Origin of the sequence: Bradyrhizobium sp. SYSU BS000235, assembly GCF_049747295.1 — a bacterium.
In the GTDB taxonomy this organism is placed as follows: Bacteria; Pseudomonadota; Alphaproteobacteria; order Rhizobiales; family Xanthobacteraceae; genus Afipia.
Genome location: NZ_JBMHJM010000001.1, coordinates 5,314,532 through 5,330,042, shown reverse-complemented (window position 1 = coordinate 5,330,042; position 15,511 = coordinate 5,314,532). Strand labels below are relative to the sequence as shown.

General features: G+C 56.7%; 13 protein-coding genes. 7 read left to right on the top strand and 6 right to left on the bottom strand.

The genetic code is table 11. The features are described 5' to 3' along the window. The first annotated feature begins 146 nt into the window (after positions 1–146). The 6 genes from ACP0KA_RS25115 to ACP0KA_RS25090 all read left to right on the top strand — a co-directional run bounded on the left by ACP0KA_RS25115 (position 147) and on the right by ACP0KA_RS25090 (position 7,372). Positions 147–920 carry a metallophosphoesterase gene (locus tag ACP0KA_RS25115; protein WP_424631417.1) on the top strand — a complete coding sequence of 258 codons (774 nt, stop codon included), beginning with the start codon at positions 147–149 and terminating at the stop codon, positions 918–920. Between the two features lie 481 nt (positions 921–1,401). Beyond that, positions 1,402–2,634: a site-specific recombinase gene (locus ACP0KA_RS25110; protein WP_424631416.1), complete on the top strand. Its 1,233-nt coding sequence runs from the start codon at positions 1,402–1,404 to the stop codon at positions 2,632–2,634. Next, positions 2,631–4,160, top strand: a complete 1,530-nt coding sequence (locus tag ACP0KA_RS25105; protein ID WP_424631415.1) for a site-specific integrase — start codon at positions 2,631–2,633, stop codon at positions 4,158–4,160. Before ACP0KA_RS25110 ends, ACP0KA_RS25105 begins: the two co-directional genes overlap by 4 nt. Next, positions 4,160–6,511: a hypothetical protein gene (locus tag ACP0KA_RS25100; protein WP_424631414.1), complete on the top strand. Its 2,352-nt coding sequence runs from the start codon at positions 4,160–4,162 to the stop codon at positions 6,509–6,511. Before ACP0KA_RS25105 ends, ACP0KA_RS25100 begins: the two co-directional genes overlap by 1 nt. Then, positions 6,511–6,960, top strand: a complete 450-nt coding sequence (locus tag ACP0KA_RS25095; RefSeq protein ID WP_424631413.1) for a hypothetical protein — start codon at positions 6,511–6,513, stop codon at positions 6,958–6,960. Before ACP0KA_RS25100 ends, ACP0KA_RS25095 begins: the two co-directional genes overlap by 1 nt. Positions 6,961–6,964: 4 nt before the next feature. After that, positions 6,965–7,372, top strand: a complete 408-nt coding sequence (locus ACP0KA_RS25090) for a hypothetical protein (RefSeq protein ID WP_424631412.1) — start codon at positions 6,965–6,967, stop codon at positions 7,370–7,372. Here ACP0KA_RS25090 and ACP0KA_RS25085 read toward each other — a convergent pair. After that, a complete protein-coding gene (locus ACP0KA_RS25085; RefSeq protein WP_424631411.1) occupies positions 7,258–7,569 on the bottom strand; it encodes an antitoxin Xre-like helix-turn-helix domain-containing protein in 312 nt (103 codons plus the stop codon). The genes ACP0KA_RS25090 and ACP0KA_RS25085 overlap by 115 nt on opposite strands. A gap of 774 nt (positions 7,570–8,343) precedes the next feature. Here ACP0KA_RS25085 and ACP0KA_RS25080 point away from each other — a divergent pair. Further along, positions 8,344–9,993 (top strand): acyl-CoA synthetase, encoded by a 1,650-nt coding sequence (locus ACP0KA_RS25080; RefSeq protein WP_424631410.1) that lies wholly within the window; start codon positions 8,344–8,346, stop codon positions 9,991–9,993. Positions 9,994–10,081: 88 nt separating this feature from the next. Here ACP0KA_RS25080 and ACP0KA_RS25075 read toward each other — a convergent pair whose 3' ends face one another. The 5 genes from ACP0KA_RS25075 to tmk form a co-directional block, all read right to left on the bottom strand. After that, entirely contained in the window at positions 10,082–10,882 is an 801-nt protein-coding gene (locus ACP0KA_RS25075) for an MBL fold metallo-hydrolase (RefSeq protein ID WP_424631409.1), read from the bottom strand. Continuing rightward, complete coding sequence (locus ACP0KA_RS25070) at positions 10,879–11,673, bottom strand: TatD family hydrolase (RefSeq protein ID WP_424631408.1); 795 nt, start codon at positions 11,671–11,673, stop codon at positions 10,879–10,881. The genes ACP0KA_RS25075 and ACP0KA_RS25070 overlap by 4 nt, the downstream gene beginning before the upstream one ends. Then, on the bottom strand, positions 11,673–13,679 hold the full coding sequence (gene metG, locus ACP0KA_RS25065; protein ID WP_424631407.1) for a methionine--tRNA ligase: 2,007 nt from the start codon (positions 13,677–13,679) through the stop codon (positions 11,673–11,675). The genes ACP0KA_RS25070 and metG overlap by 1 nt, the downstream gene beginning before the upstream one ends. 81 nt (positions 13,680–13,760) lie before the next feature. Further along, positions 13,761–14,822: a DNA polymerase III subunit delta' gene (locus tag ACP0KA_RS25060; protein ID WP_424631406.1), complete on the bottom strand. Its 1,062-nt coding sequence runs from the start codon at positions 14,820–14,822 to the stop codon at positions 13,761–13,763. After that, on the bottom strand, positions 14,819–15,511 hold the full coding sequence (gene tmk, locus ACP0KA_RS25055; RefSeq protein ID WP_424631405.1) for a dTMP kinase: 693 nt from the start codon (positions 15,509–15,511) through the stop codon (positions 14,819–14,821). Before tmk ends, ACP0KA_RS25060 begins: the two co-directional genes overlap by 4 nt.

Below are 15,511 nucleotides of genomic sequence, written 5' to 3'. Positions count from 1 at the left end.
CTTGTTGCTCTTCGGGGCGCTCTAAGCGCAATATGCCTTCGCCCCGTTGTCCAGCACGCCTGCCAATAGTTGGCTCGTTCTAACCGACCGCTGGGCGCCGAGTTCAAACCAGAAATAGTCCACCTCCGCCAGAACAGACTCCCTTCATGCGACTCCAGATCTTCTCTGATGCACACATCGACTATCCCGGTGCGCGTGGCCTTCCTCCACTTACAGCAGGAGCGCGCGTCGTTGTTGTTGCTGGAGACACATGTGAGGGTCTGATAGGAGCAGTGAGCGCCCTTCGGCGTAAGTATCCTCCGTCAGCTGAAATCGTCGTCGTGGCCGGTAACCACGAATTTTTTGGAACCACATGGTCCGATGAGCTCGAAGCTGGAAAGCTGGCGGCTTTGCGGCTTGGCATCCACCTTCTGGAGAACGATACCGTGACAGTTGGTCGGTTGCGCGTGATCGGCGCAACTTTATGGACTGACTATGAGCTCTTTGGCGCGGAGCTACGCGCTCCAGCGATGCGAACAGCGCAGCATGCCATGATTGATCACTCTCGCATCGTTTGGCAGCAAGAACCCTCACAGCCTTTTCTTCCGAACCAGGCCCAGATCCTACACCGCGAATCCAGGGCGTTCATCGAGCGAGAGCTTGCCAAGCCGCACGAAGGACCTACGCTTGTCCTTACGCATCACGCGCCTTGTTTGGAAGCGATCGCGCCATTCCGCAACAACGACATCCTATCCGCAGCTTATGGCTCCGATCTTCTGACCATCATAGATCGCTATCAACCTGACCTTTGGGTCTCAGGACACACGCACTTTTCTATGAACTTAAAGCGCGGTCGGACCCGTTTGATTTCAAACCCAATCGGTTACGGGGATGAAAATCCGCTCTTCGATCCGCTATTCCGAGTGGATATCGATGCATGACATCAGCCGACGATCCATTTGCTCCACAAATGCGGTGTGGTCCACCTTTGGGATTGATGCGGAACGACTCACTCCAGCGCTTTTTCAGAATTTCAAGAATTCGAGGGAGCAATTCGAGAACTCAGTTCTTGAAACGGCGAATGAATCCTTGAAATCGAGTCCAAACGAATCCTTGAAAAACACAAGTACCATCAATTAGTTAGCTGAACTTTTGAATCGACTCTGGTCGAGTGATGTGGCATCGATGGGTCTCTTCAAACGGGGTCGTGACCTCGTCGCCGCTGAGGACAGCGCCCGTAATGGCTAGGGGGTTGGGTTTGGGGTGATGGTGCACACTACTGGAGTTCACAGCACTCAGTCCAAGCGGGTTGATCGCACGACCATCTGTTCTTGTCCGTGTTCACGATCACCCTCGCGCACGACGGCGTGCACATGATCACATGCGACGAAGCTCGTGACGCTATTCTTACTGGGAAACTGAATGACACAAGCCACCATCCTCGCTTTCCGCTCGGAACTGGTCCCCAAGGAGCTCAGCGGCAGTGTCTGCTTGTCAGAATTGTATCTTCCGCGGTTTTGGCCGTCAGTATGGATCGATACTCTAAAAATCGCCGCGCGACCTTCCACAAGGGAAAGACATCTTCGCGCTATCAATCGCTTGTATGCCGCCGCCCAGGCTCAGCATGCCGGCATCGATTGCCTCGACAGAATTCTAAGTGAACTGGACGTCGATGCTCTTGAACGCGTGCTCATCGGGTTTCTCGCAAGCCTTCGCAACGAAACCGCGATGGATGGCAAAGATCGAACTGCAACGTGGACCACCGCTCTTGCATTCGTGATGGATATCCTAAGGTTCGGAAGTAGCACCGCTGGTCCTCGGGCAGGGGCACTTCAAGCTCGGCTACTTCGTTTAGAACAAATGTACGGTCAGCTCTGCCCTTCCCCACCTCGTGCCCCTCCTCCGATACGCGCGCTCCCACCTAATGTAGTCGAAGACCTCTACGCAATTTTCAACCCAGCATCAGATCGGAACCCGTTCAGATCCACTCCTCAGCGCTGGCGCAACTTTCTTATCTTCACCTTGCTGCTTCGCCTTGGCCTAAGACGTGGAGAAGCTGACATCTTGCTGGCAAACGCCATTAAGGACGAGGACGATCTATCGACAGGCAAAACAATATACTGGCTCGATGTCGAAGGCGCCCCGGACGATGATGACGATCCTCGACGCGAGAGACCCGGCCTTAAAACCTATCTCGCAAAACGACAGCTTCCCGTTCCATCCGATCTCGTCGCGGTATACGACCACTATACTAACAATTTTCGCGGCAGGACCCATCACCCGCAACTGTTGATGTCTCAGAAGGGAAATCCCCTCTCGCTCCGAGGCCTTAGCGAGATATTTGAGGTTGCTACGCGGGCCCTATCAATAAGCGCGCGCCGCTCGCTGGAAAAGCAGGGACTTTTCAGCGTGTCATGTCACGAATTGAGGCACACCTGCGCTGTGACACGGATGAGATTGTATAAAGACGCAGGAGTAGACCTAGATCGTGCCATGGAGAAGCTGCGCATGTTTTTTGGATGGACTCCCAATTCAGAGATGCCGCGACTGTACGGACGTGCGTACTTTGAGACGACTAGCGCCGAAGTGTGGAACGAAACCTTTGACAAATTCGTCAATGCATTGCGCGATTGCGTTCATCGAGAAATTGCATGAAGCCGGCCTCCGAACAGAAAAGAGATTCCGAAGCGATCGCAACGATCATATCTTTAGCGAAAGCCGTTCCGCATCCACCTTCCACCGTTCGGTACTACGACGACTTCACCGATGAGTATCGCTCTATCACGAATTTCCCTGCTCTCCCGAAGATACAGGTGCATCTCGACGGACTACGCCAAACGATCAAGATCGAATTCTTTGGAATCGCATCTCCAATACTCAGGCTCATTCTTGCACACTGGCTTCCTCGCAAAGATACGTCGTCGGTGTTCACTGCATTTTCGGCGCTTGAAAAGTTCGTCGCGAACCACGGAATCTCCGCACTCTCAGTATTGATTGCGTCATCGGCGCGGGAGGTGCACCGCTATTGGAATTCTTACGTGCGGGTCCACGCACTCGAGCACGCTGATTTCCTTCGGTTGATGCTTCACGCATTGTGTAGCCATTCGATCGGATCTTGGATGCCAGAGGATGTGCCTCTTCTTCGTAGGCTAAAAGGACCAAAGAAAGACCAATACAAAACCGTACGAGAGGGCGAGTGCTTTCTACCAATCGACGATCAGACTGCGATCATCACCTACCTTGATGATATGTGTGAGCGCGTAATTGCATCGCCAGAGGCCGTCAGTAGTTACAACGTTTGGAGTGCGTGCATAATCGCGCTCTGCTTCCAGTACGGGTTCCGGCCAGGTCAGATTGCGCGCATTGATACAGCAGATCTTCGAATATTTCGCGAGGAAATCGTTCACGTATCAGTTGTCATCATCAAACAGCACGACATTAAAAAGAAAACTCGAGTAACCCGTCGTATTAAGCGCGAATGGGTTTCGCTATTCATTGAGCTCTTGAAACGACGGACCGGTTCTCATGATCACCCCAATAATATCCGAGCGCCTGAACGTCGTCTCTTCAAGCTGATCCCAAACGAAGTCAGCCTCATGGTGCTTAGAACGTGTGCTGGTCTAACTGGCACTTCATGGAGTGCCAACGACCTAAGACATACGGCAGCACAGCGCTTGGCTGACGCTGGAGTCGCTAGCGTCGTAATATCCGAGTTTCTGAATCATACGCGATCGCGAACCGCGTTACAGTATCACTGGGCGTCTCCGGCGCAGGCTCTTATCGTAAACCAAGCTCTTGCAATTTCAGAGATCTACTCGCGCGTCGCGAAGGTCGCCAAGGAACGAACAATAGACTCGGCTGCCTTGCATGACGCGCCACCGGAGGAACAGATTGGAGGGGTACCGCACGGAATTCCCATTACCGGGATCGGCCGATGTGAAGTCGGTCAAAGGACCTGCACCAAGAACCCCGTTCTCTCGTGTTACACTTGTCGGCGCTTCATGCCAGTTAGTGAGCCGGCAATCCACGAACAAGTTCTCAACGATCTAAGGCCTATGGTCGTCGAGTTCGCAAAGTCTTCGCGTGGCAACCAGAAATCCCCAGCGTACGTCCAACTACGGTCGACGCTCGATAGCATCCGGCGACTAACCGAATCGCTCAAGATCGAGAAGAACTCCTGATGACTACCCCCGGATATACGTCATTTATCTTGGAAGCCAAAGCTACTGCACGTAAGCGCGGCCTCACGTGGGATATTCCCTTCGATCGGCTTGGCAAGGTATCGCATGATGAGCGCTGGAACTTAAATGCCATAGTGGGCGCTCGCCCCCCCAATTCGTACGTTTCCGATTTCGGATTTGACGTCGATCGATTGCGTATCATGAATACCATAAGGCGCCAGATCGGTCAGCCCGAGCTTGAGGCCGGTCAGCTGACGCAGCATTGGCGCGACTTTTACAAGGCGGTCGTGATCGATGGCCTCCTCCACAAAAGGATGAAGCCGCAAAGCGTAATGGTGAACGCTCGATCGATTAAAGACCTTGCCCTAGCTGCACACAATACACCTCCTTGGAGCGTCTCGCCGGAACATGTGCGGCAAGCATACAACAGTCTATTGCTAGCCGGAGGATCCGGGAAAACCGCCGACGACCTCAGAGTAGCAATTGTAATGATATTGGAGAGGAACTACATCGTCGAGATACCAACGCTCTCCCAGCATTGCATTCCATTCGATTCTGACAATTTGCGCGAGGTCCACCAGGTCGCTCTCAATCGCCGGCTTGAAGTAAATGGTGGCGCCGATAGCATTGGCAATACGAGGAAGCGTCTGTCTGACCGTAAATCGGCAGCTAAGCTTCCAGGTGAAAGCGAATTCTGGGAGCTTGTGCGAATATGTTTTACAGAGCATCCACGCACGTTCTCAGACGCGATCCGTTTTGCAGCTCTGCAATTATTGATCATCACAGGATTGCGCATCAACGAAATTGCTTCGCTCCCTTTAGATTGCGATCGCTGGCATAGTTACGTCGATGCAGATGGCGAAGTTGCCGGAAAGAAAGGTGGGATTTCGCGAGCGCTGTCGCTTCGGTTCTTCGCCGAAAAGAAGGACGAAGATGAGCTTGAAGATGGCTTGTGCTTAGTTGAGGCTTCACAATACGTGCCGACGATGTTTGAAGAAACGGTCGTCGAAATTCTTACAAAAGTGAAAAAGCTCACCGCGCCCTTGCGCGAGCGACTGCGTAAGCAACACCAATCAAATCGTCTTTTTCCTGAGTTTGAGCCTGACGCCATTGTGCCGGCGTACGAGATTTACACGATGCTAACTGGAAATGCCTATCTATCATCGCTTGAGCGTTTCGATGCCGCTCTCGACGCGCAGTATCGCCAGACGTTTGATGCCGACATCTTTGAACAGATTAGAGCGTCGCAACTAGCAGGTAAGCCTAGCTTAAAGTCGGTCGCGAGGTACTTTGTTGAAAGAAGAGGATCTGTCCCCAGGCGAGATTCATTCGGCGACATTGTGTTAAAGACTACGGATTGGGCTCATGCCTATGTAAGAGTCGGCGATGTCGAAGAAGATATCCGTACGCATACACCCGTGAAGCTGCCAGAAATGTCTTCGGCAAATCTTTCGGATGGATCCCAGATACTTCCACATGATCTCATGTTTCTTGTTCCATATCGAGGCCTTATTGAGGGGCGAAACGGAGGGCTTCTCGATACTACGCGCTATGTAGTATCTGCTCCGATCTCCCCCGCAAGTCTTCATAGGGCACTTGATGGGCGCAATACCGACTCCATTTTCTATCGGTACGGCTCGGGTGAAAATGGTAAGTCAATGAAGCTCTTACCTCATGAATTGCGACATCTGCAGAATGCCGAAATGTTTCGTCTCGGGGTATCCGACACGGTTATCACCAGGAGGTTCAACAGAAATGACGTTGTGCAAAGTCATGCGTACGATCATCGAAGCTTAATTGAAGACTTGCGCGATATTGATGTTCCAGATGAGGCGCAAGAGGTACTCACGGACAACGCCCGAGACGTCTATGCGATGGTTCTGAAGGGCAAGGCGAGCGGTCCAATCATCGACGAGTTTCGGCGGATTCAAGCGGAACACGGTGACAAAGTTGCATTTGATTTCCTGAATGCTGAAGCCGATGGTCTGCATGTTACGCCCTATGGGTTCTGCGTGAACAGCTTTGCTGTTGACCCGTGCCCAAAGCACCTGGAATGTTTTAACGGCTGTAGGCATTTGGCGAGGACGGACGTCGACGACGAGCGCGTTCATCTTGAACGGCTGTCGGAACGCACCAAGGCAGCACTAACTAGATTAGAGGCATTATCGGAGGACAAACGTCCCGTGGGATGGCGCAATCAGATTGAGCACGCGAAGGTCAGACACATTAATATCCTTCGGACTCTGGAGGCTCGCCCCGGGACTAAGCCCTTCCCCCATGGTGCCGATCTCTATCGATCTGCAGAAAGCACGCTTGGCACGTCGGTACTCGACAGGAAGATCGAACGCTAATGACCGAGAAACTAGAGTTGCTGGAAAAAATTCTTGAAGCAATGCTGATGGAGAATGAAAAGATCACGACGCGCGCCGTCATCCGACGATCTGATCGAGTGTTCAAGCATCCCACGGATCTAACTCGCAATGATAAAAGGCGCTCGCTTCTGAATAAATATGTCACACAGCAGGCGACCATTGGTCGCGCGATAGAGAGGACTACGAAGTCATCTCGGTCTGAACTGGAACGGCTCATTGCATTGAAGAACGCCGAAATTAGCTCCCTCAAAGGCAAGATTGAGCTATTGGTCGCTTCGCACCGTGCTACATTTCTCGCTATCACGGAGATGGGTGGCTTTAACATCTGGAAGAAATTCTTCGATAAGCAGCAAACCTCGCTTGATGTCTTGGGAAGGTTGGGAGCACTTCCAGTTGCGGACGTCGTTCCTCATCAGCGGCCTGAGTGAGCTTATGGGAAAGTCCTCCAGGAGAAGCGGCATTCAGCTAGCGCAGGCTAACTACAATGCCCTCAAGACTTATCTTGAATCGCACCAGGGAAAATCACTTCCCCGCTATGGCGTCGAACTCAACCAAAGCGCGATCGCCAAGGCCTGCGGCTTCGACCGAAAGGTGTTTCAAACCAACCCTCGATGCCGGCGATTGCTTGAGGAGGCGGAGAAGGGCAGTCGGCCCGCTAGCTTGAGCAAGATCGAGGTGGCTGAAGCCTCCCGGGAGCGAAACGCAAAAGTCGATGCCGAACGCGCTCAACTGGAATCTCTGAATCTCCGTCTCATGGCGGAGAATGCTTCTTTACGCCGGGAGCTTGAACGCTGGCGTCGCCTGAATGACATCATGACATTGTCCGGGCGGCTCCCATAGATGCGTCCCGGATCGCCGGCCTTCCAGCGAGCGTAGGTGCTGGCCGACAAACCGCCAAGAATCTCACGCGCATCTCCGTCACTTAAGCCCCGTCTCTCAAGCAGTTTGACCACGGCGCGCCCCATCGCCTCTGCTTCAGCCGTAGTAATTTTCGGCACCTCAGGTGACGCTACGGCTCGTGGATCGCCTTGCACCATAACAAGCCCTCTCCTTGTAGATACTCGGTACAACTACTTAACGACCGCTATCGCCAGGCGGTCGGATGACAATAGGCCCCAATCGCATGCGGCTCGGCGTCGGACACGGGCTGTCAACGCGCTCAATCCAACTTCCACGGCCCCACCGACCTTGCCGAGCTCCACTTCTCTGCCGAAATTGAGTATCGGGCGCTACCCGTTTCGCGCACGAAGGATCGTGCGGGCTGGCAATTCCCGACGCTGAGATTTCGGATCTGTTTGATCTTCGTGAGTTTTGCGCGGTCCCCCGACTCGGCTTCAGCAAAATCAACGCCCGGTACGTTAGGAAGAGTTTTCCGAGGGATTGATCCACACTCATAAGGTCCGATCAGCCAGCTGCTTTCTTATTGGCTCATCTGCAGAGCAACAGACGGTATATAGATGCAGCCCGCGCTATTCTGGCCTGTTGCGTCGACGCGCCTTCACAGCAACAAATGCATCGAAAAACGAGTGCAACACCCTACTAGTAAGGCCTCCCCGGTTTTGTCTGTTTCTAGGCCTCGCTCATCATTCACTCACCCAGCTACACGACCGAAACCGCCTACTTCGGCTAATAAATTACCGTAGCGATATCAGGAGGATCGGCCAAATCATCGATAAAATGATCTAGAAATCTGGTGCGATCGGCACCACAGTGATCGTCTCCACAGCGCGCAATTGACCGTATGTGCGCCGACTGTAGAACGTCGTTACAAAGCATAAGCTGCGGCCAAAAAAACATTCCGAGGAACGCCAATGAGTATCCATCAGGGTCACTACAGCATCGGGCTGGATAAGACCCCGGCCAACTATGTGCCGCTGTCTCCATTGAGCTTCCTGGTCCGCAGCGCCACGGTCTACCCACAGCTCCCGAGCGCCGTTTACGAAGGCCGGGTCTTTACTTGGGCTGAGACCTTCGAGCGCTGCAAACGCTTCGCATCGTTTCTGGCAAGCCGTGGGATTGGCCGCGGCGATACGGTCGCAGCGATGCTGCCGAACCTCCCGGCGATGAATGAGGCTCATTTTGCCGTACCCATGGCCGGCGCTGTCCTCAACGCGCTCAACATCCGGCTGGACGCGGCCTCGATTGCATTCCAGCTCGATCATGGCGGCGCCAAGATCATCCTGGTCGATCCCGAGTTCGCCGGCGTCATCGCAGAAGCCCTAAACCTCATGACCGGTCCCAAGCCGCTGGTCATCGACGTGGACGATGTGACGTTCAGCGGCGGGCAGCGGATCGGCGAACTCGAGTACGAAGCCGCGGTCGCGTCCGGCGATCCGGACTTTGCCTGGCTGACCCCGCAGGACGAATGGGATGCCATTGCGCTCGGCTATACGTCCGGCACCACGGGTAATCCCAAGGGCGTCGTCACCCATCACCGTGGCGCCTATCTTAATGCCGTCAGCAACATCCTTGCGGGCAATCTCGGCACGCATCCGATCTATCTTTGGACGCTGCCGATGTTTCACTGCAACGGCTGGTGCTTTCCATGGACGGTGGCGGCAAGCGCCGGCGTGAATGTCTGCCTGCGCAAGGTCGATCCGACGAAGATTTTCCAACTCATCGCAGACCACGGCGTGACCCACATGTGCGGCGCGCCGATCGTCTACAACACGCTGATCAACGCGCCGGACGCGCCGAAGGGCCAGGCGGCAAAACCTGTAACAGGACTTATCGCAGGCGCGGCGCCGCCTGTGGCGGTCCTGGAGGGTGCGGAAAGGATCGGCATCAAGATCACCCACGTATACGGGTTGACCGAAGTCTATGGCCCCGCCTCCGTCTGCGCCGAGCAGCCCGGCTGGGATGACCTTCCTGCGGAGGAGCGCGCGCAGCTCAAGCGCCGGCAGGGCGTGTCCTACCCGCTTCAGGAAGCGGTCACTGTGATCGATCCAGAGACCATGCAGGAAGTGCCGCGGGATGGCGAAACCATCGGTGAGGTCATGTTCCGCGGCAACATCGTGATGAAGGGCTATCTGAAGAACGAAAAGGCGACGCAGGAGGCGTTCGCTGGGGGCTGGTTTCACACCGGCGACCTTGGCGTGCTCGATACGGACGGCTACGTCATCATCAAGGATCGTTCAAAGGACATCATCATTTCCGGCGGCGAGAACATCTCGTCGGTGGAAGTCGAAGATGTGCTGTACAAGCATCCGGCGGTGCTGTTCGCGGCCGTGGTGGCGAAGCCCGACGCCAAATGGGGCGAGGTGCCCTGCGCTTTCATCGAGCTCAAGCAAGGTGCCGAAGCGACCGAGGCGGACATCCTGAGCTACTGCAAAGCAAGGCTGCCGGGATTCAAATCGCCGAAAGCCGTGGTGTTCGGCCCTATTCCCAAGACCTCGACCGGAAAAATTCAGAAGTTCACGCTGCGGGCAGAGCTTGATTCCGCGAAAGCGATTTCCGCCTAGCTTTGGAAGCGTTTTCAAGCGAAGTGGGTACCGGTTCGCGTGAAGAAAACGCGTCAAAACAAATATCTAGAGCTTCGGTTTTGAAGCTCTAGATATCCAGTGTCAACCGCATGCCGTCGTATCCTGGCACGATGCCCGGCGGCAGCTTCGCGCGTAATTCGTCGTAGTCCAGATCGGAATGCAGGTTCGTCAGCACCGCGCGGCGCGGCTTGAACTTCTCGATCCACGACAGCGCGTCTTTGACGCTGAAGTGGCTGGGATGGTCGGTGTAGCGCAAGGCATCTATGACCCAGAGATCGAGGTTCTCCAGCGACGGCCAGCTTTGCTCAGGGATATCGTTGGCGTCCGGCGTGTAGGCGGCATCACCGATGCGATAGCCGAGCGCAGGAATGTTGCCGTGCTGAACCAGAAACGCGGTCAAGGCGAGGGAGCCGCCCTTCCCGTCGATGGTCTTGGTTTGGCCCGCCTCGATCCAGTGATTGCTCAGGATCGCCGGATAATCGCTGCCGGGCGCCTGCTGAAAGCAGTATGCGAAACGAAGCAGGATGTCCTTCGCGGTCGACGCGTTCAGGAAAACAGGAATGCGACTGCGCTGATGCAGCACCACTGAGCGCAGGTCGTCGATACCGTGGGTCTGGTCGGCATGTTCGTGGGTCAGGAAGACGGCTTCGAGATGATCGACGTTGGCATCGATCAGCTGCTCGCGCAGATCGGGTGACGTGTCGATCAGAACCCTTGTGATGCCTTCCGCGCCCGCTTTCTCGGCCAGCAGCGAGCAGCGGCGGCGGCGGTTCTTCGGGTTGTTCGGATCACAGGCGCCCCACCCGAGCGCTGGCCGTGGCACGCCGGCTGAGGATCCGGAGCCCAGAATGGTGAGCGTAACGGTCATGCGGCCTTTGCGTCCGGACGGGGTACTTTGTTGAACAAACGGAAGAAGTTCTCGGTCGTTTGTTGTGAAATTTCTTCAAGCGACACGCCGCGCGTTTCGGCCAGCACCCGCGCGGTTTCCACCACGAATGACGGTTCATTGCGTTTGCCACGGTGCTTGCCGGGCGCGAGGAACGGTGCATCGGTCTCGACCATGATGCGATCGGCCGGCAATTCGGCGGCGATGTCGCGGATGGCCTGCGAGTTCTTGAACGTCAGGATTCCCGTGAAGGAGATCGACAGGCCGTGGCCGATCGCCTTCATCGCGAGATCCCGACCGCCGGTGTAGCAGTGGAGGACGGCCTTGAACGGACCCTTGGCCATCTCCTCATCCAGGATGCGGCCGCAGCCCTCGTCCGCCTCGCGGGTATGGATCACCAGCGGGAGGCCAGTCGCCCGCGCCGCCGCGATGTGGGCGCGAAAGCCCCGCTCCTGCGCCTCCGGCGAACCATCCTTGTAGAAATTGTCGAGCCCTGCTTCACCAAGCGCTACGACTTTGGGATGCTTGGTCAGCGCGATGAGTTCGTCGGCCGTGATGCCATCCTCCTCATCCGCTTGATGCGGATGCGTCCCCACCGAGCAGTAAACATTGGGATATCCCTGCGCGAGCGCCAGCAGCGTGTCGATGCGCCGGACGCGGGTCGAGATCGTCACAATGCGCCCGACGCCGGCGGCCTCCGCGCGCGCCACGATCCCGTCGAGGTCGTCCGCGAAGTCGGGGAAATCGAGATGGCAGTGACTATCAACCAGCATCAGGCTTTGCCCTTGTCGTCCGCAGGCTCGACGTAACGCGGGAAAACCGGTGCCGGTGGAGGCAGTTGGCTGCCTGCCTTGATCCGGGTTGCAAGCGCGGCAAAGTCCCGCTCGTCCTGCCCGATCCCGAGAATGTCGAGCAGCTTGCCAGCTGCTTCCGGGATGGCCGGCTGAGCCATGATGGCGATCTGACGGACGACCTCCGCCGTGACGTAGAGCACCGTCCGCTGCCGTGCCGGGTCGGTCTTCGCGAGCGCCCAAGGCGCCTCTCCCGCGAAGTAGCGGTTGGCCTCCGCAACCACGGCCCAGATCGCATTCAAGGCCTGATGGATCTGCTGTGTGTTCATGGCCTCGCGCGCCGGCGCAAGCATGCCATCGGCCATGGCAAGGATCGCCTTGTCATTGTCGGTGAAGGCGCCCGGCTCCGGCAGCACGCCGCTGTATTGCTTGCCGATCATGGACAGCGAGCGCTGCGCCAAATTGCCGAGGTCGTTGGCGAGATCCGCGTTGGTGCGCGCAACGATAGCCTCGTGATTGTAGTTGCCGTCCTGGCCGAACGGCACTTCGCGCAGCAGGAAGTAACGAAGCTGGTCGACGCCGTACTGATCCGCCAGATTGAACGGATCGACGACGTTGCCGACCGACTTCGACATCTTCTCGCCGCGGTTGAACAGGAAGCCATGCGCATAGACCCGCTTCTGGATCGGTATGCCGGCCGACATCAGGAACGCAGGCCAATACACCGCATGGAAGCGGATGATGTCCTTGCCGATAATGTGAACGTCAGCCGGCCAGTACCGCCAGTTCTTGTCGGACTCATCGGGGAAGCCGACGCCGGTGATGTAGTTGGTGAGCGCATCGACCCAGACATACATCACATGCTCTTCGTCGCCGGGCACTTTGACGCCCCACTCGAAGGTGGTGCGCGAAATCGACAGGTCCTTCAGTCCGCCTTTGACGAAGCTGATGACTTCGTTCTTGCGGACGTCCGGACCGATAAAATCAGGCTGACTTTCATAGAGCGCGAGCAGCTTCTCTTCGTAGGCGGAGAGCTCGAAGAAATAGCTCTTCTCTTCAACCCACTCGACCGGCGTTCCCTGCGGCCCTCGCCGCACGTTGTCCTCGCCGACGGTGGTTTCATCCTCGGCGTAATAGGCTTCGTCGCGGACCGAGTACCAGCCGGCATAGGTGTCGGAATAGATGTCGCCGTTGGCAACCATGCGGCGCCAGATTTCCTGGCTGGACTCGTGATGCTGCTTCTCCGACGTGCGGATGAAGCGATCGAACGAAATGTTCAAGCGCTGGTCCATCTCCTTGAACCGCGCCGCATTGCGCGTCGCAAGCTCGGCCGGCGTCATATTTTCCTTTTGCGCGGTCTGAACCATCTTCAGGCCGTGTTCGTCCGTTCCCGTCAGGAAGAATACATCCTTGCCATCGAGGCGCTGAAAGCGCGCCAGAGCATCGGTCGCGATTGCCTCATAGGCGTGCCCGATGTGCGGGGCGCCATTCGGATAGGCGATCGCCGTGGTGATGTAGAACGTATTTTGCGCGCGCGCTTCGGCGCCCTTCACTTCAGGCGTGGTGACGACGGCCGGAGTCTCCGACGGAACCGCGGGTGATGTCTCGATCGCCTTGGCTGCGACCTTCCTCGATTTTTCAACCGGCTTCGTTGCGGGCTTCTTCTCCGGCGTTGCTGCTTTGGCGGCCGTTTTGGACGGTCGAGTCTCAACCTTGCCCGCTTTTTTCTTGGTCGCAGCCTTCTTGGTCGCGGTCGCCTTGCTCGCTGTCTTCTTGCTCGCGGTTTTCTTCGTGGCTGCTTTTTTGGCCGCGGTCTTTTTCGACGACACTTTTTTTGCCGCCGTCTTCTTGGCGGCCTTCTTGTTCACCGCGGATTTGCCGCCGCTCTTTTTCGACGCGCTTACCGTCGCCGCCTTGCCGGCTTTCTTGACGGCCTTTTTTTGCTTCTTCGCGGTCGTTTTCTTCGCTGTCTTTTTCTTTTTGGCCATCACGCTTCCTTAGAATTTCATACCAATACCGACGACATCGCTTTCACTCGAAGCGGCGCTGTAAAGCCGGCAAATGTCCAGTTATCGAACCTGCGACGGGGAACCTGCGGTCGCATCAGCGAGCATGCCAAATACCGAAAATACCAAAGGTTTTCGCTCAAGATTGAATGCTTCAGTCTCGCGCGCGGCACCGTTGATCTTTTCCCATACCTCGGCAAGCCGTGCAAGGCGCGGCAGGTTTGCGCCGGCATCCGGCGCGTGCAGATGTCCCGTCAGCCAGCGGTCGATGGTGTCGACGAACGCCCTCAACCCGACACGGTCGTTGAGACCCAATGCGTCCCCCAACGCATGAAGCGCTCGCGGGTCGACACGCGGCAACGCGTTCAGGAGTTCGAGGGTGCGCTGCTGAAGACCCAACGCATCGCCACCCAGCAATGTGAGTGCCCGTGACACGCTGCCGTCGGATTCGGCAGCGGCCTGGCGCAGGCCCGGATCACTGGCATCAAGACCGGCCGCCTCGGACGCCGCTGCCATGACGTCGTTGGTGCTGAGAGGCCGCAGCGGCAGCTTGCGGCAACGCGACTGGATCGTCGCCATCACGCGGGCCGGGGCATGACTGAGCAACAAAAACAGCGCGCGCGCCGGCGGCTCTTCCAGAATCTTCAGAAGTGCGTTGGACGCGTTGGCGTTCAACTCATCGACGGTGTCGACCACACAGATGCGCCAGCCAGCGACGGCGGCGGTGGAGCCGAAGAAGCCGATGGTTTCGCGAGATTCATCGACCGTGATGACAGTTCGCAGTGTGCCCTTCTCGTTTGCGGTTCGCTCCAGCGTCAACAAACCGCCATGACTGCCGGCGACCACCTGACGCACCACCGGATGATCCGGATCGACCGCAAGCGTTGTTGCACTCTGGACGAACGAGGACGACGGATCGGGGTGTGCCAGCACGAACTTCGCCATCCGATACGCCAGCGTCGCTTTGCCGATTCCCTGAGCCCCCCCGATCAGCCACGCATGAGGGATCCGCCCGCTGCGATATGCGCCAAGCAGCGTGGCTTCCGCCTCGCGATGACCAAACAGGACGTTTGTCTCGCGAGGAGCGAGCGTGGATATTTCTCTTTCGGCCGATTTCGAACTCATGTCTTGCTGTTATCGCCTGCGATTGCCGCAGAAAAAAGGTGATCCCGTAACGCAGTCCAGATACGGGATGCGACGGTTTCTGTGTCGGCGTTCGCGTCGATCAAGACGCATCGCTTGGGTTCGTTCGCCGCGATCCCCAAATAGGCATTGCGGAGCTTCTCGTGAAACTCGATGCCCTCGCCTTCGAAGCGATCAGCCGTTGCCGTTCCGCGCCGTTCGATCGCTCTTTTCAGGCCGACAGCAACGGGCACGTCGAGGATGAACGTCAAATCGGGTTTCAGATTTCCGATCGTGACCCGCTCCATCGCGCGAATGAGCTGCGGGTCCACATGGCCGAGTTCACCCTGATAGACGCGCGTGGAATCGGTGAAACGATCACACAACACCCATTTGCCTTGCTCAAGGGCCGGCTTGATGACTGTTGTGACGTGATCGTCACGTGCGGCGGCGAATAACAAGGATTCCGCTTCCGCTCCCAGCGCCTTGGCGAGACCGGACAGCAGCAGGTGGCGAACGATTTCGGCGCCGGGCGATCCGCCGGGTTCGCGCGTCGTGATGGCGGGTATTTTACTGGCATTGAGACGTTCGGCCAGCAGCTTGATCTGTGTAGATTTGCCAGCGCCCTCGCCGCCTTCAAACGTAATGAAGCGTCCGCGTGCTGCTCTCAATCCTTTCGCGAGATTGGCCAT

What these genes read in the sequence shown, in the direction of transcription:
- ACP0KA_RS25115 (WP_424631417.1), top strand. Translation starts at nt 147, where the DNA reads ATGCGACTCCAGATCTTCTCTGATGCACACATCGACTATCCCGGTGCG.
- ACP0KA_RS25110 (WP_424631416.1), top strand. Translation starts at nt 1,402, where the DNA reads ATGACACAAGCCACCATCCTCGCTTTCCGCTCGGAACTGGTCCCCAAG.
- ACP0KA_RS25105 (WP_424631415.1), top strand. Translation starts at nt 2,631, where the DNA reads ATGAAGCCGGCCTCCGAACAGAAAAGAGATTCCGAAGCGATCGCAACG.
- ACP0KA_RS25100 (WP_424631414.1), top strand. Translation starts at nt 4,160, where the DNA reads ATGACTACCCCCGGATATACGTCATTTATCTTGGAAGCCAAAGCTACT.
- ACP0KA_RS25095 (WP_424631413.1), top strand. Translation starts at nt 6,511, where the DNA reads ATGACCGAGAAACTAGAGTTGCTGGAAAAAATTCTTGAAGCAATGCTG.
- ACP0KA_RS25090 (WP_424631412.1), top strand. Translation starts at nt 6,965, where the DNA reads ATGGGAAAGTCCTCCAGGAGAAGCGGCATTCAGCTAGCGCAGGCTAAC.
- ACP0KA_RS25085 (WP_424631411.1), bottom strand. Translation starts at nt 7,569, where the DNA reads ATGGTGCAAGGCGATCCACGAGCCGTAGCGTCACCTGAGGTGCCGAAA.
- ACP0KA_RS25080 (WP_424631410.1), top strand. Translation starts at nt 8,344, where the DNA reads ATGAGTATCCATCAGGGTCACTACAGCATCGGGCTGGATAAGACCCCG.
- ACP0KA_RS25075 (WP_424631409.1), bottom strand. Translation starts at nt 10,882, where the DNA reads ATGACCGTTACGCTCACCATTCTGGGCTCCGGATCCTCAGCCGGCGTG.
- ACP0KA_RS25070 (WP_424631408.1), bottom strand. Translation starts at nt 11,673, where the DNA reads ATGCTGGTTGATAGTCACTGCCATCTCGATTTCCCCGACTTCGCGGAC.
- metG (WP_424631407.1), bottom strand. Translation starts at nt 13,679, where the DNA reads ATGGCCAAAAAGAAAAAGACAGCGAAGAAAACGACCGCGAAGAAGCAA.
- ACP0KA_RS25060 (WP_424631406.1), bottom strand. Translation starts at nt 14,822, where the DNA reads ATGAGTTCGAAATCGGCCGAAAGAGAAATATCCACGCTCGCTCCTCGC.
- tmk (WP_424631405.1), bottom strand. Translation starts at nt 15,511, where the DNA reads ATGGCCAATCTCGCGAAAGGATTGAGAGCAGCACGCGGACGCTTCATT.